Source organism: secondary endosymbiont of Ctenarytaina eucalypti (assembly GCF_000287335.1).
Classification (GTDB): domain Bacteria; phylum Pseudomonadota; class Gammaproteobacteria; order Enterobacterales; family Enterobacteriaceae.
In genome coordinates this window covers 1,236,562-1,262,264 of record NC_018419.1, presented here as the reverse complement: position 1 = coordinate 1,262,264, position 25,703 = coordinate 1,236,562, and the positions used below count along the sequence as shown (strand labels likewise).

The window sequence follows — 25,703 nt, the reverse complement described above, 5'->3', positions numbered from 1 at the left end:
ACTAAAGGTTCCGTAGCAGGAAAAGCCAGTATCTCTGAACCGTTGCATTTTATCACATCATGTGGCGCGGATAACGCTAGCCGCTATAATAAGTCAAGACCAAAGCCAGTCATCAGCAAGGTTGGAGACAGCTCAATGCATCATTCAGCACCTATAACGCGTCGAAAATCGAAACGCATTTATGTCGGCAATGTTCCGGTAGGTGGCCTCGCCCCTATCGCAGTACAGTCAATGACTAACACGCAGACTACCGATGTCTCGGCCACGGTACGGCAGATTAAAGAGCTGGAGCGTGTCGGCGTTGATATTGTGCGCGTCTCGGTTCCCACTATGGAAGCAGCTGAAGCGTTCAAGCTGATTAAGCAGCAGCTTACGCTACCTCTGGTAGCGGACATTCATTTTGACTATCGTATAGCGTTAAAAGTCGCAGAATACGGCGTCGACTGCTTGCGCATTAATCCTGGCAATATCGGTAACAAAAGGCGCATTCGTTCAGTGGTAGATTGCGCTCGCGATAAAAATATTCCGATCCGCATCGGCGTTAACGCCGGTTCCCTTGAGAGAAAACTTCTGGAAAAATATGGCGCCCCCACCCCAGAGGCGCTCCTAGAGTCCGCCATGAGACATGTGGATATCCTCGACCAGCTCAACTTCGACGCGTTTAAAGTTAGCGTGAAAGCCTCAGATGTTTTTCTCGCAATACAATCCTATCGTCTGCTGGCATCCCGCATTGATCAGCCACTGCATCTCGGCATCACTGAAGCGGGTGGAGTCCGAAGCGGAGCGGTCAAATCGGCTATTGGCCTGGGGATCCTGCTCAGTGAAGGCATCGGCGATACTCTGCGTATTTCACTAGCGGCAGATCCGGTCGAGGAAGTCAAAGTCGGATTCGACATTTTAAAATCACTGCGAATTCGCGAACGTGGTATAAATTTTATCGCCTGCCCGACTTGTGCACGCCAGGAGTTTGACGTTATCAGCACAGTTAACATGCTAGAACAGCGATTAGAAGATGTCGTCACGCCCATGAATGTCTCTATTATAGGCTGTGTGGTGAACGGTCCGGGTGAAGCGCTTATTGCCACTATAGGAGTGACCGGCGGTTATAAAAAAAGCGGTTTTTACGAAGACGGTGTTCGCCGGCGTGAACGTTTCGATAACGAGCGAATGATCGACCAACTAGAGGCCAAAATTCGTGCTAAATCGGCAATGTTGGAATCACATAATCGCATCGCCATTAATCTGATAGACAAATAACATAGGTAGAGATTTAGCATGGAAAGGAAAATCCAGTCCATTCGCGGTATGAAAGACTATTTGCCAGCAGAAACAGCATTTTGGCAGCCCCTTGAGGGAACTCTGACAGGCATTTTATCCAACTACGGCTACCGTGAAATCCGTCTACCGATAGTCGAGCAGACGCAGCTCTTTGAGCGGGCTATAGGTGACGTCACCGATGTTGTCGAAAAAGAAATGTATAGCTTCTCTAATCGCAGCGGCGAAAGACTAACCCTACGACCAGAAGGTACCGCCGGCTGTGTGCGCGCGAGCATTCAACATGGCTTACTGTACAAACAGGAACAGCGTTTGTGGTATTTAGGTCCCATGTTCCGTTATGAGCGTCCGCAGAAAGGCCGTTACCGCCAGTTTTATCAAATGGGCGTCGAGGTATTTGGTCATCAAGGACCCGATGTTGACGCCGAGCTTATTTTGCTTACCGCCCGCTGCTGGCGAGCATTAGGTGTAAGCAAGCACCTTTCGCTAGAGCTAAATTCGATAGGATCGCTAGAGGCAAAAGCGCGATATGGCGAGGCGCTGGTCGCGTTTCTTTCTCAGCATGCAGATCGCCTAGATGAGGATTGCCGAAATCGCATGCATACCAACCCCATGCGGGCGCTGGACACAAAAAACCCTGAAATGCAGGATCTGATGCGCACTGCGCCGATTATGATCGACTATCTCGACGACGATGCTCGCGTACACTTTTCAAGTCTATGTAAACTTTTAGACTTGGCCGGCATTCTATATACAATTAATCCGCGTTTAGTGCGAGGTCTAGATTACTATAATCAGACGGTTTTCGAGTGGGTGACTACTCGCTTGGGTTCGCAGGGAACCATTTGCGGAGGTGGCCGTTACGATGGTCTGGTGGAGCAATTAGGAGGTCGCCCCACCCCTGCTGTAGGCTGTGCGATGGGTCTGGAGAGGCTAGCGCTGTTGTTGCAGGAGGTTAACCCGGGTTTCGCATCTACACCGCATATCGATGCCTATCTAGTGGTAGGGGGAGGAGCAGGTGTGCAAAGTGAGGCCCTGCGGCTAGCGGAGCAACTGCGTGATGCCCTTCCTTCTCTAGGGCTCATGATTAATTACGGTGGTGGCGGATTCAAAAAGCAGTTGAGGCGCGCTGATAAGCACGGTGCCCTCATCGCTCTCTTACTGGGAGACGGCGAGGCCGCGGAGGCGAAGGTTGTGGTAAAAAATTTGGCGACGGGTAGCCAGGAAACACTGCCCCAAAGCGATGTCGCCGCAAGACTGACTGCAATTTTACGTTGAAAGAGCAGAATACCATGTTATTCTACCATACCGATCATACCCGGTGCCAGTACTGGCGTCGCTTCTTTTTTTAATAACAAACCAGCAATGAAGATAGACGTCATGTAAGGGATTAATGCTGTCGTGATATAGAGTTACTGGCATTATAATTACAATCGCACATTGATGCTGCTGGCATCAAACCCATTGCAGCCTATATGACCCAAGTCAGGAAAATCGGCTACCGCTCGATGCCTCCCAGGATTTTACAGACGTCAAAGATAATAATGTCGTATTTACTTTTTTTGGGCTAGCACGGCAATGCTCGAAGCGGAGCGGTTTTTCTGCAGCCACGCCCCTTCCTGAAAAACCTCGTGGCGAAACACAAGAAGCTTATCTTGCATGCATCATGCATCCTAGGTTTGGCGCAAGAGCAGCTGCAGTAAAAAATATCGCTTATACATTACAAAATCTTGAGAACGTGAAGGAGAATCGATACACAGTGTTGCCATAAGATATCCTAGAATATGCATTTATAATTAAAGGCACTTATTAAGCCGCCGGCACCGTTGAAAAACGCTGCGGTGCAAACCTGCCTCTGGCGCTGATAAGCATAAAATGAATTCTCTAGCTAGCTGAGAGTGGCGAGATGCGATTACGTAAGACGATATTTGTAGCACTATTATCGCTTAGCCTGCTAAGTGGGTGTGTGTGGCTCAAGAAGGAAGAGGATATCGTAACCATGTCGCCGCTACCCCAAGTTAATAATCATTTTCGGCCGACTACGGTATGGCGTCATGCGGTCGGTAAAGGTACCGGGGCTTTTTATTCCCACCTACACCCTGCCTGCTATAAGGCCCACGTGTTTGCAGCCGATCGTCACGGTTCCGTAAAAGCTCTAGATGCGGAGACAGGTAAAAAAATTTGGTCAACAGATCTTGCTATCCAGAAAGGATTTTTTTCATGCAAGCGCGCAGCGCGGCTCTCTGGCGGCCTAACGGCGGCGGGAGATCGAGTGTACTTGGGCAGCGAACTGGCTAAAGTCTATGCACTTGATGCAAGAAATGGCAGACGAGTTTGGGAGACTAGGGTTAGCGGTGAAGTCCTGTCTACGCCAGTAGTGAGTGACGGCGTAGTTCTAGTGCATACCGGAAATGGTATGCTGCAGGCGCTACATGAAACCGATGGCACCGTGAAATGGAGCGTCAACCTAGATCTTCCTCCGCTAAAGCTCCGCGGTGACTCCGCTCCGACGACAGCGTTTGGAACCGTTATTGTGGGGGGCAATAACGGCCTGGTCCGTGCAGTCCTAATTAACCAGGGGCAACTAATTTGGCAGAAGCGAATCGCAAAGCCGAGGGGCATAACGGAAATTGCCCGTATCAACGATGTGAAAAGTACACCCCTATTAGTCAACGGTGTCGTTTATGCCCTAGCCTATCAGGGATACCTGGCAGCGCTAGATCTCATATCTGGTCAAGTGATATGGTCACGGGACATCGGCTCTGTAACCAATCTTCTAGGTGACAGCGGTCGAATCTACTTGGTAGACCAGAATGATCATGTTATTGCGGTTAATAGCCAAGATGGACGATCTCTGTGGCAACAGAGCGAACTGATGCACCGAAATTTAACCTCTCCTGTACTGCATAAAGGTTATATCGTTACTGGTGACTCAGAAGGCTATTTGCACTGGATCAACACCGATGATGGCCGGTTTGTCGCACAGAAAAAAGTGGACAGATCTGGATTTCTGTCTGACCCTATCGTTGCCGGTGATAAGCTTATCGTGCAGGCGAAAAATGGACAAATATATGCCATTTCCCGCTAAAGCAGTGTGATCATCCGGCGAAAAGTAGTGTTAAGTAGCTCTCCCCATGACAGATGCTTTCAGAAACGGCTCCTGAACATGTCGATGTTAGGAGCCGTTTTTTCTCATACACTCAGTTCTGTAACTGTATTCCCTGTTTTTACCTGATGAGGTTATTAATAATGCTACCTGTCATTGCACTAGTCGGGCGCCAGAATGTAGGAAAATCTACTCTATTCAACCGACTCACCCGAACCCATGATGCACTAGTAGCGGACTTTCCCGGACTGACGCGTGATCGTAATTATGGTCATGCTAAATGGGCGGGAAATGAATTTATCGTTATCGATACCGGTGGTATAGATGGAAAGGAAGAAGGCGTTGAGATCCATGTAGCGGGACAATCACTTTCAGCTATTGAAGAGGCTGACATCGTACTCTTTATGGTCGACGGACGCGCAGGCATGATGGCGGGGGATCAAGTTATCGCAAAGCATCTTCGCCGACGACAGAAAACTACTCTCCTTGTAGTTAATAAAACTGACGGGATTCATATCGATAGCATCGTAGGCGATTTTTATTCTCTAGGGCTGGCCCATATCGTGCCTATTGCCGCCTCACAAGGGCAAGGTATCTCTAGCTTGCTGGAGCAAGTCATTCTACCGTTTCAGAAAAATAACCTCCTAGCCGACGAGGCAGGAGAGGACGCACATTCCCCCTGGCCGGAAGATGCGGCTGAAGCACTACCAAAGGAAAAGGAGCAGACGCAGCACTTTAACCCACGAATGCTGCCGATAAAATTGGCGATTGTTGGCAGGCCCAACGTTGGAAAATCGACGCTGATCAACCGGATTCTCGGCGAACAACGCGTAGTGGTTTACGATATGCCGGGAACAACCCGGGATAGCCTTTATATTCCCATGGTTCATAAAACGCAAAAATATATCTTAATCGACACTGCTGGGGTTCGAAAGCGCGGTCAGGTCACCGAAACGGTGGATAAATTTTCTATTATTAAAACCCTGAAAGCCATCGGAGATGCCAATGTGGTCTTGCTGCTTATTGACGCCTTAGTAGGTATTGCTGATCAAGATTTATCGCTCTTGAGCTTTATTCTTAATAGAGGACGCTCTCTTGTGATCGCAGTCAATAAATGGGATGACTTATCTAACAACACTCGCAATAATATAAAAAAAGTGCTGGATCAGCGTCTGGGCTTTATAGATTTTGCCAGAGTTCATTATATTTCAGCCCTACACGGAAGCGGTGTAGAATATTTACTTGAGTCAGTTAATGCAGCGTACCAATGTGCTACTACGCGCGTGAGCGCAGCGTTACTGACACGCATTATGTGTATGGCAGTAGGCGAACATCAACCACCACTGGTACGCGGTCGGCGAATTAAGCCTAAGTATGCACATCCTGGTGGTTATAACCCACCTCTCATAGTGATCCACGGATCGCAGGTTAACGATCTACCTCATAGCTATAAGAAGTATCTCATTAACTATTTTCGTCGTTCTCTGAAGATTATAGGAGCACCGATCCGCATTCAGTTCAAGGAGACTATTAATCCCTTTTCCGGAAATCGCAACATCCTGACATTAAGGCAGCTACATAAACGAAACCGGTTAATGCGCTACGTCAAGAACGATAAATAAGCGGAGAACAGTAACAAGGCGCGTATCTTAATCAGCCTCGATACATTATTATCCGCATATGCTTTTAAAATAGCCTTCTTGCTCTTTTAACAAGAGCTACAACTTTTCGCTGCTTTAGAAGTCCACAACTCAACAGTTAGACTCATGCTGTACATACATTTCATTTAGAGTGAAAAAGTAATTTAGTCTATTTTACCAACAATTGGCAACAGTCTAGATGTAACCACATAGGGCAATACTAATCATTATAAACATACCTTCAATTTTACAGCAGTACTGTAAGTACATAGCACTTCAAAAGACAATCGCTACAGCATCATTTAACAGCAGGCTGTATTATCGGAAACATGATACTTTTTCAAGGTCGTCACGATAGCGATTAGGATCGTAGAAATACGTTTCAATCAGCATGCACGATCAGAGTCATTACACCCAGAAAGCCATCTAGTAACATAAACCGAAAAAGAGAAAAACCAGCACGAGAAAGAGATTTTCTGATAAAATAGTGCCATATATCATGCAGCAGGATATATGCATCTATTCTTCGCCTGACTAACGTAGATGCACAGCTTTAGAACAGCGATACCCTAAAAGCAGGATTCAGGAATGATTCACGTGGCGTATAATCCAGTGTCCGTCCCTCCCAATCATTGACTTGAGCACCAGCCGCAGAAGCCACTGCGTGTCCTGCGGCTGTGTCCCAGATGTTGGTCGGTCCAAATCGAGGATACAGCTGTGCGGCACCCTCCGCCACTAGACAAAATTTTAACGATGAGCCGATCATCAGAGTCTGATGTTCGCCTAGTTGAACTAGATAATTCCGCAACTCCGCATTGTTGCCGTGCGAACGACTCAAAACCACCAGTGGTGGATGCGCCGCTTTTACTTTAATAGGCTTGGGCTTACGATGCTCTTTGATGCTCCATGCATTCCCGTCTACTGCCGCATATAGCCTATTAGTGATCGGTGCATAGACGACGCCCATCAGAGGCTTGCCATCTTCGATTAATGCGATATTAACCGTAAATTCACCGGTTCGGCGCAGAAATTCCTTAGTGCCATCTAAAGGATCTACCAACCAAAAATGGCGCCAATGCTGACGAACAGACCAGTCAGGGGGATCCTCTTCGGAAAGAAGAGGGATGTCAGGCGACAGCATCTGTAAACCAGCCGCGATGACCTTATGTGCAGCCAGATCCGCGGCAGTCACAGGCGAGTTATCTTCCTTCTGACTCGACTCTAGCGATCGTTGACTGTTGTAGACCTGCATGATAGCTGCCCCAGCGTCACGGGAAAGAGTGATAATTTTTTCAATCATGAAACACCTTCAGAATGAGCGTGAAGGTAGTTTTTAATAAATTATTTTTTATTCTATCGAGTTGGTTAATTGCTTTATGAATGTAGTCTATAGTCATTATATTAGATCTTATGAAAAAAGCGGTAGATAGAAGATTAGAGACATTATCTACTAAAACCTGATCGCAGAACAGTATAATTATCTATCATTCAATCATCCTACCTTTGCTGAAATAAGAATGTCAAAAATTGCCTTTTATTCCATACAGCTTGTTTGAGTAGTTCTACGAATCGCTAGAAAAGAAAGTACTTCCTCATCGGACACTCGATGACTGAAACATACGCATTGAAGATCAAAAAACTACTGGGTGTCATCGCTCTATTACATTTGAATGAATATAATATATATGGTATTAGATAAGCCTATTAGGCTAGTCAAGGTGTTGCGGTAAATTATACCGTTCAACATGTTACACGCCGGTACTAAATGCACTATAGGCCAAGTCACGAGAAACATACAAACGTCCTACGCGATGTCGCTCGACATTAATAGCACTGCTATCATTTAACAGATAAGTGCTTTGTTAAGAAGGCGGTCTATCAACTTCTTCTGCGAAGAAGGCTATGTTTATTTCGTGGCTTTGATCTTTTAAAAACGTCAAAAACCAGTCATAACCACGAAACTGGTCAAGATTTAATCTTGAGTAAAAACAGCATGATAACCTATTGAACGTTGGCGTCAAAGTACAAAAAAATATAGGGCTGCATCAGCAACTTTTTATACTGCATCAGGTTGCGACAATAATCTCACAAGAGCGCTCATACTCAGAACTTTGTTAAACTAATCGCAAATTGCAAACTGCATTGGCAATGCTTACTGTATTCATTTCAACATATGGTAGCTATAGAAAAAATTTCACATTACTTAGTCTCTGACTTAAAAAAGCCTCAAAATACAGTTCTCTAACAAAAATAAATGAAGAATATATTAAGTATAACTACATCTACCAACTATGTGTCTCACGTCTAATCACAAAGATGTTCAGCACGGTACTGATGATGAAAAAGATATTTAATCTTGCGCTCAGGGATCGAGAGAAATGCATTAACTTTTAATTTTTAAAACTAATAGAACTTTCCTACACCACGCTGATTAGTCTTTCTGTAGCAACCAAGAAAACATGGCTTTGATCAGCATACACAGATTAAGATGTAATCAAATCACTGATGCAGTCATTGACAGAACCGGCTTGATAAATGTTAGTGAAGCAGCTTGGTGCGTGCGGTGGCATAGCCTCACAAAAAACATATAAATCATAGCTACTCACCTACATTGGCAGTAGGCGGTACGACACAAGTTACTGTCATTATAGCGCTCTTGAGGAATACAATAAAGTGTCTCATCTTCGATAGAGAACATTGCTCTTATAATGACATAACTTCTAAAATATGCAATATTTTAGCTTAAACGATGCCATTTTAGTATACGCTTAAAAAGCAGAAGCTAATCATCGGCAATATTATCTGGCAATAATACAGCAGCTGATCTGCAGCGCTCACCAGACAAAAATTCATAATGCCTTAATAAATTTCTATTTTTTAGCTGCATCTGCGTGACGATGAGGTATCGGTATGCAAAATTATGCTAATAAATAATTACATCACTAAACTAGATGAGACTGTTAGAGATGCTAAATGTCATCCTCGTAACAGAGTTATAGAAATGCTCATGAAACATGCGTTTAAAACTGTAGTTTTTCAAAACATCCGCCTATTTTAGCATCGCTAAAAAATATATTGCATAAAAATATTTTATTTTTTACGTTCCCTGAATGCATAGATCTATACAACGCAAAATATGAAGTTAGAGCCCCACACCAAAAAAGCATACGCAAGATGAAATGTTTTTCTACTAAACCGATATACTAGCATAGCATCATTTACCATCATGCAAAAACGTCATCAGTCCGAAAGACTCCTAAAAGCATAAAATTCAATATCAATTGAGTAATAATAAAAAAGTATTTTCCGAAAATCTAGAAAATCTAGCTAACCCTAAGGCTAGCTAGGGGAATGGTTGGATTAATTATTAAGTATGTTAAACTCTTTTACTTGAGTTATCCTAAAGTAATGCAATAAAAATTAATTCAGTATTCCGCCTAAATATCGCTACATTCGCTATATCATCGCACCTCCCTTTCACCAGTTTTTAATAACACTCCCCCGATCCTGGTGTTCACCGACAGCAGTGTTCCTTCCGGTGCTAGCCATTGCCCTGACAAGGCAACATGGGATGCTTTCCGCTCTAATTGATGGTAGAAAAATGAAAATACACGCCTCAATGTCTTGAAAACACCGTGCTACAGTAGGGTTATGATGCGCGTCGTGAAAACGTTATCAATGGCTGAAGTAAAACATAAGCACAGTAAGCCAAAAATCCTCGTATCTGGAAAACCCTGAGCGCATCTTTGTACCGCAAACGACATAGCTCAAGAAAAATCACTCTGAGGCGAGATAGCACCAAATACTATATGTGCAGCAACAAACCTAAGACAAGTCTGCTTAACGCAGCATTCCACTCATGCTGTTGCCGGCAGTGCGCCTGGGTGGGATCTCTTGCAGTCGAGCAATGGCTGTCCGGGTCTGATTGATGGCATACTCTACTTCTTTCCGGGTACTAAACCTCCCTAAAGAGAAACGAATAGAGCTACGTGCGAGCGCAGTATCTAGCCCCATTGCACGTAATACATAAGAAGGCTCAAGGTTTCCAGAAGTACAAGCGGAGCCGGTCGAGATTGCCAGATTCTGCAACTCCATCATAAGAGACTCAGCTGCAATATCGTGAAAACTGACGTTCAGTACCGTCGACACGATCTGTTGAAGATCACCATTAACAGACACGCTGCCTATCTTCTGCAGTCCCTTCCACAAGCGGTCTCGAAGCGCGCGCAGGCGTGACATTTCGCTCGCCAGCACTTGATCGGCAAGGTGGTATGCTTCTCCCATTCCCACAATTTGATGCACTGGCAATGTCCCAGAGCGCATGCAGCGCTCATGACCGCCGCCGTGTATTTGGGCCTCGATTCGCACCCACGGTTTCTGACGTACAAATAAAGCGCCAATGCCTTTCGGGCCATAGACTTTATGGGCGCTAAACGACATCAGATCTACCGGCAACATCGAAAGATCGATGGGTAATTTTCCGACGCTTTGCGCGGCATCTACATGAAAAAGTGCCCCACAAGCACGGCGGCAAAGTGCACCCAAGGCAGCAATATCTTGAATCACGCCCGTTTCGTTATTGACGTGCATCAAAGATACCAGAATCGTCTCATCACGTAGCGCATTACTTAACTGCTGGGGGGTAACGATGCCGTTCACTTCCGGGACAAGCCAGGTAACGATAAAGCCTTCTTTCTCCAGTTTTTTGCATGTATCGACGACTGCTTTATGCTCGGTTACGGCTGTAATGATATGCCGGCCTTTAGCAGCGTTAGCATAAGCAGCCCCTTTCAGAGCCAAATTATCTGACTCGGTAGCACCAGAAGTAAAAATGATTTCACGGGGATCTGCCCCGACCAAGGTTGCGACGTGATTTCGGGCAATGTCGACAGCTTCTGCCGCCTGCCAGCCGTATTGGTGAGAGAGAGAAGCAGGATTACCAAAAATTCCACTCATTGTAAGATGATGCATCATCTGCTTGGCCACCCGTGGATCAACCGGTGTCGTGGCAGAGTAATCAAAATAAATCGGTAATTTCATAAAGATTTTACTCCGAGCATCAATAAAACAGGATACCCTGATTTTATTCAAGCGTGCAGATGAGCGTTAATTTTTTCCTGTAATCCCTATGGTCAGCAAATGCTGCGTATCGTTGTCTTAAGGATCGTCAACCTGAAGGATAAGCAGATTACTTAAGAGGAGAGTAGTCAGGATCATATGATTAAAACATGGTCTTGTCTGTACCCTAAGAGCGTTCCAGATAGTTTTAGTCAAACAGAGGACCCGCACCCCTAGCAACTTTCTTTACTCTGAAAACGAGAGGGGTTATTTATTCATCGAGGTTTTTGTTAATTGCGCTGATGGCAATCTAATAAAAGTCTGCGCCTAGACAATGCCCTACGTCTTCCTTTTATACCCTGATCGCCCTTATAGCATTTTTGCATCGTCGGGGGAATAGCTGTTAAAATAATCAAAATCAATAACTTAGAGTTCAATACTGCCAGTAAATAGCTTCGGTCGCCTTTCCGAAGTAAATCGCTATATCAAGCACATCAGTCAGTATATCATGATCTATCGATGTTAGATTCATGTTCACAAGACCAACGAACATAACGTAGTAACACTTCTTACTTCTAAATACAATCGCTAACTATTTAACCAAGTCACGCACTCAAGCAGCGCTGCCCTTTTATCGGTATTGTGTGCAATTGCTGAAAGTGTACGTCCATCTGAGACTGAAAACCGATGAAGGTATTTAAAGAACATGGAGCTAGCGTTTATGGATTCATCCTAAAGATCAAGATTCCACGCAGAATATACGGTAACAGCTTTTCCCGCCTCGGAAGACTTGAAAGGCAACGTGGTTTTTCATCCTTCATTCTGGGTAAGCGCGCTAGGGGCAGCCAGTTATACTCAGAATATGCTCTGGCTGCTGATAAAAACCCCGGCTTTTCTATCAAAGACAAAACTGAGGCTTCATGTACTATGACGTCCTTCTGCTTGCCTGTCGAGTCAAGAAACCCGAGATCTCAAGATAAAAAACTTTCTTCTAATGCAGCACTAGTGGGAGGGACTTCGCTCACAACTAACCAAAACACTATCTTGCCTGAGCGATATTTGCTATGATTCTCACTATTCCCTCTAACTAGGCCAGCATGCGCCACAGGCAGCAGTCTAGAAAGGTGCTGGCAGCTACCGCTCCTTCTATCAGGCTTGGGGGGCGAGGACAACTCTCCATCGGTTGTCAAAACAGATAGAGTTACCTATAACATCATTGCCTCTAATGCATCCAGTCATCTCTCTTGTCTCCCTATTATTAAAGAAAGATTGAGCAGAAAAATTGTTTTTCAGCTTGTACTTTCATCACAGAAACCGCAGGGGGTTGATGTTGCCCGTCATAAAATGCTGTAATAAGAAAAAATACGTATACTTCACCTCACGGTCTTAACAGACAGAACGAATGTAGGCGATATAGTAAGCATAGCTGTAGGTTTTTTCTGACAATCTGCTATATGACTCACTGTTTCGTTCCTTTCTATCTTACTTATAGTGGACGATATCTATGCATCCGATGCTCAACATCGCTATTCGCGCTGTGCGAAAGGCCGGTAATGTAATTACTAAATATTATGAACTACCTGATGCCGTCGAGACCCACCAAAAAGGAGAAAATGATTTTGTCACAAACGTAGCCCGCGAAGCGGAACGTTTAATTATTGAAGTAATCCGCAGGTGCTTCCCACATCATTCTATTATCGGCGAAGAACTTGGTGAGCTAGTCGGTACAGACACAGATGTGCGATGGATAATCGATCCATTAGATGGTACTACCAACTTTATCAAGCGCTTCCCCCACTTTTCAGTGTCTCTTGCCGTCTGCATTAAAGACCGTACTGAAGTTGCTGTGGTCTACGATCCAATGCGAAATGAAATGTTTACCGCATCCCGTGGCCAAGGCGCTCAATTGAACGGATACCGCCTACGTAGCAGTGCCGCACGTAATTTGGATGGCATTATTTTGGCTACGGGGTTTCCTTTTAAGCAAAAAAAATATGCAAATAACTACATGTCTCTAGTTAGTCAACTATTTGTAAAATGCGCAGATTTCCGACGCACCGGTTCTGCAGCGCTAGATCTTGCTTATGTAGCTGCCGGACGGGTAGACGGTTTTTTTGAAATCGGCCTGCATCCCTGGGACTTCGCTGGGGGGGAGCTTCTCGTGCGTGAGGCGGGTGGCTTAGTTACCGATTTTATGGGTAACCATAATTACCTGCTGTCAGGTAATCTCGTGGCAGGTAATCCTAGCGTCGTAAAAGCTATGCTTGCTACCATGCGCAAGTCACTGACTGTTGCTCAGTAAAAGATTTAATACCTGTAGTTAATATAGACAAAATGCAATAGACAAAATATAGAGCATGTAATGCAGTGACTTTGCATAAGGCTATTCTGACGCGATGCTAACGCTGTTGGCTATTGCTAACAGCGTTATTGAGTGACGTATTTTTACCATTGGCATGAGTCTCGCCCTCTGCAACATCTGATCTTAGCTCGGTAGGCTAAGATGGTTGTCCAAACGTCTTATCAATAGAAACGGAGGTAACCAGTCATTGAGCGTGGCGCTAATAACCTCTCTTTTTTCTGAGTATTCTCATGCTGGAGGAGTAGGCTACTTTTAACAAAATTAGTTAGTGTGATATAAATAATGTTAATTAATATTACGTAGTCTACCGAAGCACGATCAGCAGCCCCTCTATCTTCTTTTTCAAAACACCCGACACAAAAAAGTACAGTATTATCGCTGTTCACTAACCGCTTCCAAATTTTATAAAGAGTACTTTCATGTAAGATAACAGAGTCTGTGCATGGGCTATTTTAATAATCTTAGCCGATGTTGCGTAAGTGTAAACATTCAGTCAACGAATATTTATCAGGTTCTCAGGGATAACCAAAACCAGGTGCATCATGATCGCCGTAGTAATGACTCTTGATGATCGTATCTAAAAAAGAGCAGCGCTCAAACACGTCTTCTAAAAACATGTTTCTCTCTATGTAGAAAGAGAGATAGCTGATCTATTTATGTTATTACAGCGCCATCTTTATTAATTGCTATATTGTACGTAAGTGAGTGAATACTTGAACGCTGTTACTTTGCTATAAAAATTCTTAATTGAAATGAATACATAAGATTAACTAAAACTTATTTCAAACTCTTTTTTATTCAAGAACGCAAGACTAACTGTAACCTATGAGTTTCTTGTGCCCGATGTCCCTGACATTGTACTGGATAGTTCAACAGTGAAGGGCCATGGTCCGGCGTCTGACCAGACCGAAAAGTGTAAGCGCTGTTTTTTGATATGCTCAATAGCTGATTCATTAGTTCTGCCCAGAGAGCTTGATGTTAGATGACTAGGTTATGCCTAAAAGCACGCTAATAGCGAAAAAGTCGATAGGAGGAAGATTTCGGCGCCTTATATACTTACATCATCAGACTCTAACATTCTACGCCCTGATCTGGAGCCGATGAACCCTCTAACAAGTATCGGCAAAGGAGATGCGAAGTCTTTTGGGGTTTATTTGTGAACTTTCGAGGACAAGGCCACCATGCCTTAATAGAACTGCTGGCTACCTCTGATAGCATCAATGATTGCACCAGAAATAAATTCGCCCCACTATCGAAAAACAATATTAAGCAACAATATGGGTTTCTTTGACTATTGATGGTGGGCTCGCAAATATAGTAGGCACCGATGTAGCGGTGCATCTAACGGTGCCTCTATCAGCAGTGTTGCGCCGCTGACGGGATGGTGAAAACTAAGTGCAGCCGCGTGCAAAAACAGACGATTCAGGCCACACCCCTTTAATTGTTGGTCGAATATGCTGTCCCCGTAGAGATCATCAAATGCAATAGGATGGCCGGCATATTGGGAATGAACTCGAATCTGATGAGTCCGCCCAGTTACTGGGCGGACTCTAACCAGAGTGGCCAGCCTAAATCTCTCTTCCACTTTAAAACAAGTTTGCGATGGTTTTCCCTCACGGTTAACTTGAACACTGTACGCGCCGCTGACGAGTCTATTCTTTAGCAGCGGTGCTACTACTTTTGTGACACGGGACTGCCAGTAACCTCCTACCAGAGCCACATAATCTTTTTGCATCCTCTGAGCGCGCAATTGCTCATGCAGGGCGTGCAGCGAAGAACGCTTCTTGGCCAACAACAGCGCCCCGGAGGTATGTCTATCTAGTCGATGAACTAATTCCAGAAAACGCCCAGACGGGCGTAGGGCGCGTAGGCCTTCAATTACGCCAAAACTTAGACCACTGCCACCATGAACAGCCGTTCCGGCAGGCTTATTTAAGATAAGCAAATAATCATCCTCATAGAGGATGGAATCATTTAAAACAGCAACTTTATTCAGCCCAATGGGAATGGATGCATTTTCACCATCTGAGCAACGCACCGGTGGTATACGCACTTGATCATAATTTTGCAATTTATATTCCGGTTTGACTCTTTTTTTATTGATGCGCACTTCACCTTTACGCAAAATACGGTAGATCATGCTTTTCGGCACGCCTTTGAGGCGTGTACGCAAAAAATTATCGATTCGTTGACCAACGGCATCTGCCGAAATAGTAATAAAATATACGCCAGGAGCGTTCTTATTCATGCAATAAAATTCTCAATCCTCAAGTATATGTTATACTAGAGTCTAGTGTTAATGACTATTAACGCGCTTTCATAATAAAGAGTCATTTCCTCTCTATTATGGAATATATATAACATTCATTTTCTTAACATCTTGTTTAATGCATTTCAGCATCGTATAGCATCTATTTAATAATAATTGATGCGGCCAGCTTAGCAAACCGATTTTCTTCCTCATGTGTCTGATTTTGAATAAAGAAAAGGTGATGACAAGTGAACCCCTGAAAGCGATACACACGGTGTGAATCCTATTAACAACAGTGCAAGCTAGTTAAACAAACCTTCAAAACCGTTGTTATTATCCCTCTCCCCACTGGGTGCATGATGCCCCTAGGCTGCGATGATCACCTGGAAGTATGTATAAAGAAGAATAGGCGCGTTTCAGCCGGTGAGCGCTGATCGATAATACACGTGCATTTTCAAGATATCATAACTACTACTCAGAAAACTACTTTTTTAACTGCATGGTTTCTCTTATAATAACCAACTATGCTGCATTTTCACAGCGCCCGCTAAGGTGTCGGTGACATGATTGCCTTCTATCACCAAACATCCTGGTGAAACGTGTCTCTATTAGTGTCTCAAAAAAAATTTTTATACATAACTGTTGAAGTTATTTTACTTTATCTAGCCTTCTCTCTAAGAGCCACCAATCTTTGAGCAGGAGGTGGGGAGAGTTTTATGTATCGCGCTACCACTTCCAGAGCAGGCTTACATCATACGCCACATCTCGTGACAACATGCCTAATGTCAATAACTCCATAGATAATTTCATGTTATCTTGATGCTAATATACTAATATTCAAAGTATTTTCTCACTATCTGAGCAAGCGAGTGCTCTTAAAATCTTAGCGGTGCTGTTATAATTGTACAAATCAAGTCAACACAGCGCTGTCAAGCAGGCAGCTAAAGGCTAAGAACGCATTGCATAATCGACTAGCGTGGTACTGTGATAACGCCATCTGATTATAAAGTAGTGCTCTTCTTCGTCTAATCAACATGTGCTTTTCATACACGAATACCTAACTGCTTCATTTATACTATTAGAGAATTTGGGCTGTATACGGGTCTTTTTATCTGTAGACCAGTTGATGCCGTTAAACATTTTTTGTGCCATAAAAACTATATTTTAAAAAAAAGCGTAATTGCAGCTAATAATTACTAAAAGTTACAATTTTTTAAAAAACTTTAAGATGCTTGGACTATATATAACTATTAATCTACTATCATAATCCTCTGAGTTATAGAATAGGAATTCTACGCCCGACACCGCACTTAAGCGGTGTCACTAAACCTTCCTCAGGCCCTTTGCCTGTCTCCAGCGGAGAGTAGTTATACTAAGCCTATTTAGCAGCTATTAAAAATCTTAAGGGGCAAAAGATGAGTTTAAGTCACATACCGGCAGGAATAGATCTCCCGGAAAACATTTATGTCATTATTGAAATTTCGGCTAACTCCCCGCCGATTAAATATGAAGTTGATAAAAAAAGCGGCGTCCTCTTTGTCGATCGCTTCATGCCTACTAGCATGCTCTATCCTTGTAACTACGGATATATCAACCATACCCTTTCCTTGGATGGCGATCCCGTAGACGTACTAGTTCCTACACCCTATCCGATACAACCTCGCGCTGTCGTGTTCTGCCGCCCGGTCGGTGTGTTGAAGATGACCGATGAATCCGGTGAAGATGCTAAACTGATAGCTGTGCCGCATACCAAGCTATCAAAAGAATATGATACAATTAGAGACGTAGACGATTTACCACAGTTTCTTCGCTCGAAAATCAATCATTTTTTCCAGCATTACAAGGATCTTGATGCCGGAAAATGGGTGCGAATCGACGGATGGGATAGTGCTGAAGCAGCTAAAAATGAAATTTTAGCATCATTTGGGCGCGATAAAAAGCAATAAATATACTAAAAAACCGAGTATTAAGCTATTTTGACTATCCCGGGAAGACACTTAATTCTGGGATAGCCACCCTCCTCCAAGCATATACAGTATGCTTGATTAACCGACATCTCACGAAGATACATTCAGGTGCTACTATAGGACCGACTGATAAGAATCTGCTTGTGTTCATAATTTTTAGTGTGTAGGGGAATCATACTACCACAGTAAGTAGAATGAATGCGTGATAGCTCACCATATACCACCGCTTTTTATTGACCGCCATGGCCCGCCGCATCATGGCTATACGCATACAACTTCAAGCTAGACGTGGATTGCTACTATAGCACTTCTACACGTTTCATTCAGTGATATATTTCTCCATGATTACTACTAGACAATCTTTTAAATCATACTTTGCATAACTAAAATTCAAACCGATAGAGCATGTCTAGCGTCTGGTTCAGGCCCGAGACGGCTTCCAGATAAAGTTTCGGCATTAAACGATAACGCAACGTTAACGTGGCTAGTGAGTCAAAAATTCCAACACCATACTTTACCTGAAGATAAGGCGCCATGTAACCGCTGAGCACGACCTGTGAACTTTCGCCAACCCCCTTAGTTTCCAATGATAAATCACTAACCCGGAATGCTTTTCCAATTTTACCCACAACGTGCCCACTTTGTGCAACCCCCATCCCGATTAACATAGATGTCATCATGTTGCTGTCGACGCCAGAACCATCGAGACCATGCCCGCGCAGCAAATAAGACAGCGCCTCTTGTTGTGATTTTACCGGCTCAGAAAATACATTCACTGTCGGGCGGTCAGCTAACCCGCTTACACGCACCCCCGCTGTAACCTCATCCTCTGTGCAGTCCGGATTCCGAATGGCTTCCATATTTAGGTAAGGCTGATCAACTGGTCCGGAAAAAAGTAACTGCCCTTTGTTGACGATTAAATCCTGTCCATAGGCGTGGAATCGTCCGGAGGCAATATCGATTTGCCCGTTCAGACCTAGGGCTTGCTTATCCTGTGCTACTTTTAAATGCCCCTCTAGTCTAGCTTTTAGGCCAAAAGCATCTAGGTGAACATCCTCGCCGACATGCACCAGAAGATTTGATATTATGGGCATGCCGAGGACACTATCGCTATCGGTTATCGGCTGAAAATCATTGTCCAGAAGCACCTCATCCTTGCAGATGCCGACCACGCTCTGCTGCATATCCTTCACTTTAATACGCGCCCAAGGAATGTCGACCTTGCCATTGAGGGAAAATAGGGTCGGCGTAGCCTCAAACACTATATCTGGCGAAATATCTAACCTCGCCAGCGGCGGCATAATAATGCGCACTTGATTTCCTTTTGCACTGATACGCGCTTTCCAATCTGACCCCCGGCCCCAGGAGGCAGTACCTATAAGGTTGATCTGGCCGCGGGTTGTGCAGAGCGCCCCTTCTAGGGTAGAGCGGGTCTCGGAAAAAGCAACAGCTAAGCGACTTTCAGTCATAAAAAAAGGCATAAAATTACCTTTGATCACCAGACCATCCATCGCTAGCTGGCCACGCAGCATTGGGCGACGCACATCACCGCCGAGACGTAACGCAGCATTGAGCAGGCCATCAACGCTTTCACCTGGCGATACTAAGGGTTGTAACAGCGACAACGAGAGATGATTGACGTTAATCTCACCAGACAACAATCGCCGATTATGGGATTCTATGACCCGCATATCACCCTTGAGCCGTCCATGCTCGGCGATGTTCATCAACCACTTGATCCGCACCACACCCTTATCTAGTGCGGCATTAAGCCTCAGCGTCTCAAAAACTACCGGCAGGGTCTTATTACCCTGAACTATGCGACGAACCTTTACGCCTCTTCCCACAAGAGTTACCTTGCCTTGAGGTGGGGCGCTACCCGACTTCCAACGCACATCGATCGTGCCAGTAAATACACCACTAGCATGCATCTTCACCGGCAGCATGGGCTTTAGTATCGCTAAATCAAAGCGAGTTAGCAGTAAACGAGCCTTTCCGGATGTCCCAATCTCACTATGTTTTGGCGCACAGATCTGAGCATGAATGTTTTTCCAGCAATGTGGCCCGATGATGAGATGTGCTGTGCTAGCCTGGTACTCTAGCGTCATCGTGCGCATTAAGCGCCATTCCCCAAGAGGCGTATCGAAATACGTTTGGCATAGAGCGCCCTGCCAAGCTTGCCGTTGCCGGTCGAAACTTCCGCGTAACTTCATCTGGCCCGCAATAGGCGCCCCCTTCATTATTAACATTATCTGATGATGCTTTTCATCTCCAGTGACACCTATCGTTAGTTGTGTCATGGATAACGACCCCTGTACCAACCTCTCTAGCTGCAATTCTAAGTTGCCTCGCACAATATTACTGGAAAATATATCACCCTTCAGCGCGATGTTCCCCAAGGTTAACCGTCCCCAGCGTAGCGCTTTTGCGTTCAGATCTATTAGTAGCTGCGGCGCATGTAGATTTCCTCGAAGTTTAATATTGCCAGCCGCCCAACCACCCAGCCCTGGCAGCGCTGGCGCATTAAGCACTGCGTCTAGCGCGAACTCATCGGTCAATTCACCCTTTACAGTTAACTGATTAGGCCCTAGCGCCAACAGAAATTGCGGTACCTGCCATTGCCCTGCGGTGTTAGCGCTGAGCGATCCCTTAGCGGTTAGCTTGTTTTGCCGGACATGGCCATGAAGCTCTAGTTCTGGCACCTGTAGTTGCCAGGTTCCGCGATACAGACTGCCGCAGAAAATGAGACGCCCATCAATCCGTGCAGGCCATTTAGGCCATTGATGAGCGGTATTGATACCGCTCAGTAAAAGTTCGCTGCGCCAGCTGATGTTGCGCTGCCAGTCCACGACGGCGCTTAGATCAGTATTGCCCTGTAGCGCTGCCAGTCGTAGACTCGACAGCATAAAGCCTTCAGGATTGCTATTAGCATCCAAGGTTACGTCCATTGGCGGTAGGCCTTCGCCGGTCATCGCAGCCTTCAACGTCAGATGATAATCCTGAGCCTCGCCGTTTACCCGAAGGGATAGTCTACGTACCTGATATTTCGATACACCAATTAACGGCCACTGTATGGCCGGGCTAGAAAGCGCTAACTTCAGTGGAAGGCCTGGCTGAGACAGGCGCGCTTTCACTGATAATTTCGCGGTGAGGGGACCGGAAAAGTGGAAATCAGCAAAGAGTTCATCACGTAAACATCCTTGCAATGCAAGTGCAATCTTCTCACCTTTGAGTCTCAAGCTATGAATGGTGGCGTTGATTATCATCGACACAGGCCAACGCCCGCTTAACTGTGCAGTTCCAGATGCGTTGATCAGCCCCTGGGGCGAGTCGATATCTAGCAGCGTTAATTCAGCGCGCTGATCACGGGTCGCCGCTTGCAAGCGTAAGCGGCTAATCTTCAGACCGGCTTCACCTGTCAGGCGCAAATTCTTGCCTTCAATATCCTCAAGTGTTACATTCAGCGGAAAGGTCAACGACGACAAAGGTGGTAAGATTGGCGTGGAAAACAATGTACGCAGTTTTTCAGCTAGCCGCGTGTATGGGTGAATGAACTCGCCTCTTGCTTCAGCAATAATGTTTTTTTTCTTTAACATACGGATGTCAGATTTCATCGCCAGCGCTACCGTCTCCGCTATTACTTTCGCCGACGCAATAGGTGGTGACACTAACAAACCAGCAATGAGAGTTGGCGTGACAGTCAGTTGATTCCCATGAAAACGAAGACCCGTGCTGAGTTCGTCAATAACAATATAAGTGTCTTCCACTTTAACCCGAACATTATTTAGCGTCAGGCGGCGCAAATTCAGCGGATAAGGTGCTAATAGCGCACAGCTCTCTACTAACACCTTCGCGGCTGGCCCGACTTCGGCGATGCTCACGTCGACATGCACATTGCTTAGGGAAAGAGAATTCAAGCATACCTGAGGCTCACGAAGACATCTAAAGCTCCACATAAGATGGAATTCGCCAATACCTACCGCAACACCAGGCATTTGATAACGTAAATTCTTCACCGTTAAATCCTGCCAGCTACCGCTGACAGAATGTATTTCCAGTCCTGGGATCCAGCGAGCCGTGCCGTGCAGAACCAGATGTGCTCCGCTAGTAGTGCTAACTACAAACACCAACGCAACCACCAAAAACGTCAAAAGTACTGCGACGCCCAAGTAGATTTTCTTAAGCAACCTCATAATTCCGGCCCTAATCCAATATAAAACTGCACGCCATGCTCATGCTCATCCGAAACCGGGATGGCCATATCTAGCTTGATAGGGCCGAATGGTGAATACCAGCGTACGCCGACGCCAGCGCCGGTCTTAAAAGTGCTTTTTTTGATATCATTAACCGCTTCACCGCTATCTAAAAATACCGCGTACCACCATTTGCCACTCAATTTATATTGATATTCCAGCGATCCAGTGACCAACCTGGAGGCGCCAGTCAGAAGCCCATTATTTTCTTTCGGTGATAGAGATTTGTATTTATACCCCCGTATACTGCGATCCCCCCCAGCAAAAAAGCGAAGTGAAGGTGGAACGCGTTCAAAATTTTTAGTTGCAATCCAGAACATATTTCCGCGACCCAAGAATCGTTGTTTCTCGGTCATAGTACGAATCCAGATGTTCTGTGCCTGATAAATAATAAAATCAATATTCGATCCCCAGAGGGTATTAGAGATATCCAGTGAATAGCGCTGACTGATTCCCCAGGCAGGCATCAGGAGTAGTTTGCTGCTCTGGCGGATACGATTAATACTGAGGCCGGGATAGATTAGCATCGTAGTGTCAGTGACATTGGCTTGGATAAAATGATCAAGGCTCCAGCGTACATTGACAGCTTTCTGCCAGCCACTAGACAGATCCCAATAGCGCTCTGCATGCAGCATAGTAGAATCTGCCTGCGTATTATTGAGATGTTCACGCTTACAGCCACCTTTCAGTAAATAATAGTGCGCAAGGGGATCTCTGAGCAGAGGAATTTTATAGCTGACATCTACTGATTGCTCCGGAACTGATAGGGTAAGACTGGTCTGTAAACTATGACCGCGCGAGTTAAGCCAAGATTTTATCCAGGTCGTTTTAAGACGTGGTCCTAGAGCTGTGGCGTACCCGACCCCAGTTTCGAAACTATTACGAATATGCGGCGTCAGGAATACGTCTAATGATAGAGTTTTTCTCTGTTTCTCGGTGGAGCAGTGGGGGGAGATTACCACGGAATTAAACCAGTTTGTCGCTGCTAACCGGTGGTTAAGCTCGACCAGTAATGCAGCACTGTAAGGTGCGCCTTCTTGTACGTTAGCGAGGCTTTGTAGATATTCTTCACCGATCTGCGTACCGTAGAAGCGCGCCCTACCGAAGTGATAGCGCTGTCCGCTATCAAAATCGATATCCCAATAAACCTGATAACACGATGGAGAAACTCGCAACTGACTCTTGCAAAACTGGGCGTCGAAATAGCCCTTACGCAAGGCTAGGCTGGACAAACCAGTTTTAAATCTCTCATAAGCATCGTGGCTCAGTACAGCACCAATCGCAGGCTTGCTGTTTGAGACCCATTGACTATAATCACTATCATGCTGCGCTTCACCTCGCAGCATAATAGTGACTCCAGCGATTTTCACTGGCTTACCTGGCGTGACATGTACAATGAGAACGTCGAGGCTGCCGTCTGCCGCCGACTTAAAGCCGAAATTAATAGTAGGTGAATAATAGCCGAGCGCTCGCAGTCCTTCGCGCACAACCTGATCCACCCGGCTTTGGAAAAGCATGGACGCGGTCACCTGTTCGCTGTCAATAGTATACAATCGTGCGCATACATTACGTTGCAGGTCTCCGCTGATCCCCTCCACCTGCAGGGTGGGGGTGGCGCTATAAGCCTGCGGCATCAGCAACAGTGCATAGAGAAAGAGGAATGTTCGGCCGTGTCGTGCTTTCACGCTGATGCCCTCTAGGTCTTTTCTTCCTATCCTGTGTTGAATAAAACGATCTCTGCTATTGGCTTAGAGAAGCAATTCATCCCGTAAGATATAATCACAAAGATAGACCTCATAAGAAAACAGCACACCTGAGACAACAACTATTGTCTACTAAAGCTTTATAGTAGAACAGCATGATGCTCTATCATTGAACTTAGCTTCTTTCTGAGTAAACCCTCTATATTCACCACAAAGCAGCATTAATAACATTATGACACTTAATATAATTGATCACAGACATGAGAATTTATCATCACAAAACCGGACCAACCGGTTTTTAGATTATGCAGATATTATTAGGCATATTGAGAAGTATCATTTAGCTCAGCGTCTCAATCGTTGCGATCTTCACCACGATCGCATTGGAACCCAGCGGCTTAAATAATTACTAGTTTTGTTACATCAGCGGATGAAATACTGTTAATTACTTGAATAAATTTCGTATTCTAACGTAACCTCATGCACCGAAATCTTATAAAAAAATAGCATGCCCTTATAAAATACGTATTTTTTACTAACAATTTAGTACAGAAAAGTATAACCCCCGTGGGAGCCGTTCTCTTAAAAGCATGGGGTGGATGATTTCGCTTTCAGGTTTATAGCAGCAACTATAACACCCTTCTATTACATACCCGTCTATGAAGAAGAGATAAAGCTGATACAGGTCGGAGCTACGGCATCGTAAACCTGTACATCATAACCTAAACGAGAAGACTATCTTTATTCAGGGGGATCTATTATTCACCTAACGTGCATCCGCCGGAGGCGAGTCAGTATTGACAACCTAATACTACTCCACTCTCACTTTCTCCTAAGAGCGATTCGCGATAAGCCCCATACATGCAAGCAGCACTGACTTAGCAAAAGCACGTGGCGCCGCTAGCGATACCAGAGAAGCTTGAGTGAACTTAACTTATGGCTGCATGTTATAATGAAAAAAAAGATCAGTGAAGAAAATAGATTGAGCCTTATCGGTTCAATGCATAAAAAACACATAATGCATTTATTCAAAAAATATTTTTACTTCACAAAATCATCCCCAGGATCAGTGTCAACAATGTTTTCATAAACATTCCTATGGCTATTTCAAATAGCCTTTGGACATAGGCGCTCCCCGTCAACGCTAAACTACGTACTTGTAGGAAATTCCTAATGAACGACACGATGCATCCTGCTGAAGCAGGAACATGCGATAATCGCAAGCGTATTGAAGTCATAACCATAGGTCGCATCCTCTACCATGAGTGCGCGTAGAGTGTTATTTTCTACTTGGCACAACACTAGCGGAGAGCGGAAAGTATGAAAGAGACAAGTTCCTTTCATCTCTTATGCTCAATACCTGCTCTATGCGGCTATCATCGACCAAAACAGTTATCGGCTATGTCAAATCTCAAACGGATCTATTGCACTGCGTCCTGGCACTATAAACCTATCGCTCAATAGCGGTGCACGCCGACACCAGGCTCAGCGATGACTGCTGGGGCTGCGCCACGTCCATGTTCAAAGATGGGTTTGCTTTAAAATCGTAGGTGAGTATTCTTTTTTCACTTTAAACGAGCATCTGCTTCTTATCACAAGGGCACTCGCGATCAACTAATATTATGGTCACTCTCTTGAAGCATTGAGTCACCAAAGAGAACAGCAGGAGAAGCTCGTCGCCCATCATGACAACGGTTGGCTGATTTAAAAAGGCGGTCTGCTAATTAATGACATTATCTAGGTGATGCAGCTTGCTAATTCTGCAAAAATCCGGCAACTATGTACATCTCGGTGCTGTTAATAATATCGATGTGATGCAAGACATCCCATGCGTAGCGATTTCTCACGCTACCCTCGCGATTAGTGTGAGCTAAGAGATGCCGATGCCTATAAAACAGCTCTGTTGGTACTCAGGCGAATCGTAAATCAAGCTGCATTGTTATTTTTCCAGCGTCTGAAAGCTATCTCTATATAGCCTGCAATAAGAACCGTAAAAATGAAAACTTTCTCTTTAATTCAGGTAGAAGATGAGAGATTGTAGTTTTAGGTTTTTTATAAAAAGGCTTTTTTGAAAAAGGAGAAATCCTG

12 protein-coding genes are annotated in these 25,703 nt (G+C 44.9%); 6 read left to right on the top strand and 6 right to left on the bottom strand.

What is annotated here, in order from left to right; all coding sequences use genetic code 11:
* Positions 1 to 135: 135 nt before the first annotated feature.
* The 4 genes from ispG to der all read left to right on the top strand — a co-directional run bounded on the left by ispG (position 136) and on the right by der (position 6,003).
* Positions 136 to 1,257 carry a flavodoxin-dependent (E)-4-hydroxy-3-methylbut-2-enyl-diphosphate synthase gene (ispG, locus tag A359_RS03615; RefSeq protein ID WP_014888512.1) on the top strand — a complete coding sequence of 374 codons (1,122 nt, stop codon included), beginning with the start codon at positions 136 to 138 and terminating at the stop codon, positions 1,255 to 1,257.
* An 18-nt stretch (positions 1,258 to 1,275) separates the two neighbouring features.
* Entirely contained in the window at positions 1,276 to 2,553 is a 1,278-nt protein-coding gene (hisS, locus tag A359_RS03610; protein WP_014888511.1) for a histidine--tRNA ligase, read from the top strand.
* Between the two features lie 628 nt (positions 2,554 to 3,181).
* Complete coding sequence (bamB, locus tag A359_RS03605; RefSeq protein WP_014888510.1) at positions 3,182 to 4,363, top strand: outer membrane protein assembly factor BamB; 1,182 nt, start codon at positions 3,182 to 3,184, stop codon at positions 4,361 to 4,363.
* 161 nt (positions 4,364 to 4,524) lie between these two features.
* Entirely contained in the window at positions 4,525 to 6,003 is a 1,479-nt protein-coding gene (gene der / locus A359_RS03600; RefSeq protein WP_014888509.1) for a ribosome biogenesis GTPase Der, read from the top strand.
* A gap of 571 nt (positions 6,004 to 6,574) precedes the next feature.
* On the opposite strand, the gene cysQ is transcribed toward der, so the two are convergent.
* Positions 6,575 to 7,321, bottom strand: coding sequence for a 3'(2'),5'-bisphosphate nucleotidase CysQ (cysQ, locus tag A359_RS03595; RefSeq protein ID WP_014888508.1), 747 nt, complete (start codon positions 7,319 to 7,321; stop codon positions 6,575 to 6,577).
* A 2,540-nt stretch (positions 7,322 to 9,861) separates the two neighbouring features.
* Positions 9,862 to 11,061: an IscS subfamily cysteine desulfurase gene (locus tag A359_RS03590; RefSeq protein ID WP_014888507.1), complete on the bottom strand. Its 1,200-nt coding sequence runs from the start codon at positions 11,059 to 11,061 to the stop codon at positions 9,862 to 9,864.
* 1,522 nt (positions 11,062 to 12,583) lie between these two features.
* On the opposite strand from A359_RS03590, the gene suhB reads away from it, so the two are divergent.
* Positions 12,584 to 13,381, top strand: coding sequence for an inositol-1-monophosphatase (suhB, locus tag A359_RS03580; protein ID WP_014888505.1), 798 nt, complete (start codon positions 12,584 to 12,586; stop codon positions 13,379 to 13,381).
* Positions 13,382 to 14,732: 1,351 nt separating this feature from the next.
* On the opposite strand, the gene rluC is transcribed toward suhB, so the two are convergent.
* Positions 14,733 to 15,689: a 23S rRNA pseudouridine(955/2504/2580) synthase RluC gene (rluC, locus tag A359_RS03575; RefSeq protein WP_014888501.1), complete on the bottom strand. Its 957-nt coding sequence runs from the start codon at positions 15,687 to 15,689 to the stop codon at positions 14,733 to 14,735.
* A 1,418-nt stretch (positions 15,690 to 17,107) separates the two neighbouring features.
* On the opposite strand from rluC, the gene ppa reads away from it, so the two are divergent.
* On the top strand, positions 17,108 to 17,638 hold the full coding sequence (ppa, locus tag A359_RS03570) for an inorganic diphosphatase (protein ID WP_014888500.1): 531 nt from the start codon (positions 17,108 to 17,110) through the stop codon (positions 17,636 to 17,638).
* A gap of 404 nt (positions 17,639 to 18,042) precedes the next feature.
* Here ppa and tamB read toward each other — a convergent pair whose 3' ends face one another.
* The 3 genes from tamB to A359_RS04510 form a co-directional block, all read right to left on the bottom strand.
* Complete coding sequence (gene tamB, locus A359_RS03565) at positions 18,043 to 21,852, bottom strand: autotransporter assembly complex protein TamB (protein WP_014888499.1); 3,810 nt, start codon at positions 21,850 to 21,852, stop codon at positions 18,043 to 18,045.
* Positions 21,849 to 23,546 (bottom strand): autotransporter assembly complex protein TamA, encoded by a 1,698-nt coding sequence (gene tamA, locus A359_RS03560; protein ID WP_052306314.1) that lies wholly within the window; start codon positions 23,544 to 23,546, stop codon positions 21,849 to 21,851. The genes tamB and tamA overlap by 4 nt, the downstream gene beginning before the upstream one ends.
* 1,239 nt (positions 23,547 to 24,785) lie before the next feature.
* Positions 24,786 to 24,959 carry a hypothetical protein gene (locus A359_RS04510; protein ID WP_230197408.1) on the bottom strand — a complete coding sequence of 58 codons (174 nt, stop codon included), beginning with the start codon at positions 24,957 to 24,959 and terminating at the stop codon, positions 24,786 to 24,788.
* Positions 24,960 to 25,703: the final 744 nt, after the last annotated feature.

Excerpts from the sequence above, each read along its gene's own strand:
- cysQ (WP_014888508.1), bottom strand. The coding sequence starts at position 7,321 with ATGATTGAAAAAATTATCACTCTTTCCCGTGACGCTGGGGCAGCTATC.
- tamB (WP_014888499.1), bottom strand. The coding sequence starts at position 21,852 with ATGAGGTTGCTTAAGAAAATCTACTTGGGCGTCGCAGTACTTTTGACG.
- bamB (WP_014888510.1), top strand. The coding sequence starts at position 3,182 with ATGCGATTACGTAAGACGATATTTGTAGCACTATTATCGCTTAGCCTG.
- A359_RS03590 (WP_014888507.1), bottom strand. The coding sequence starts at position 11,061 with ATGAAATTACCGATTTATTTTGATTACTCTGCCACGACACCGGTTGAT.
- suhB (WP_014888505.1), top strand. The coding sequence starts at position 12,584 with ATGCATCCGATGCTCAACATCGCTATTCGCGCTGTGCGAAAGGCCGGT.
- ppa (WP_014888500.1), top strand. The coding sequence starts at position 17,108 with ATGAGTTTAAGTCACATACCGGCAGGAATAGATCTCCCGGAAAACATT.
- rluC (WP_014888501.1), bottom strand. The coding sequence starts at position 15,689 with ATGAATAAGAACGCTCCTGGCGTATATTTTATTACTATTTCGGCAGAT.
- ispG (WP_014888512.1), top strand. The coding sequence starts at position 136 with ATGCATCATTCAGCACCTATAACGCGTCGAAAATCGAAACGCATTTAT.
- tamA (WP_052306314.1), bottom strand. The coding sequence starts at position 23,546 with ATGCCGCAGGCTTATAGCGCCACCCCCACCCTGCAGGTGGAGGGGATC.
- der (WP_014888509.1), top strand. The coding sequence starts at position 4,525 with ATGCTACCTGTCATTGCACTAGTCGGGCGCCAGAATGTAGGAAAATCT.
- A359_RS04510 (WP_230197408.1), bottom strand. The coding sequence starts at position 24,959 with ATGAAAGGAACTTGTCTCTTTCATACTTTCCGCTCTCCGCTAGTGTTG.
- hisS (WP_014888511.1), top strand. The coding sequence starts at position 1,276 with ATGGAAAGGAAAATCCAGTCCATTCGCGGTATGAAAGACTATTTGCCA.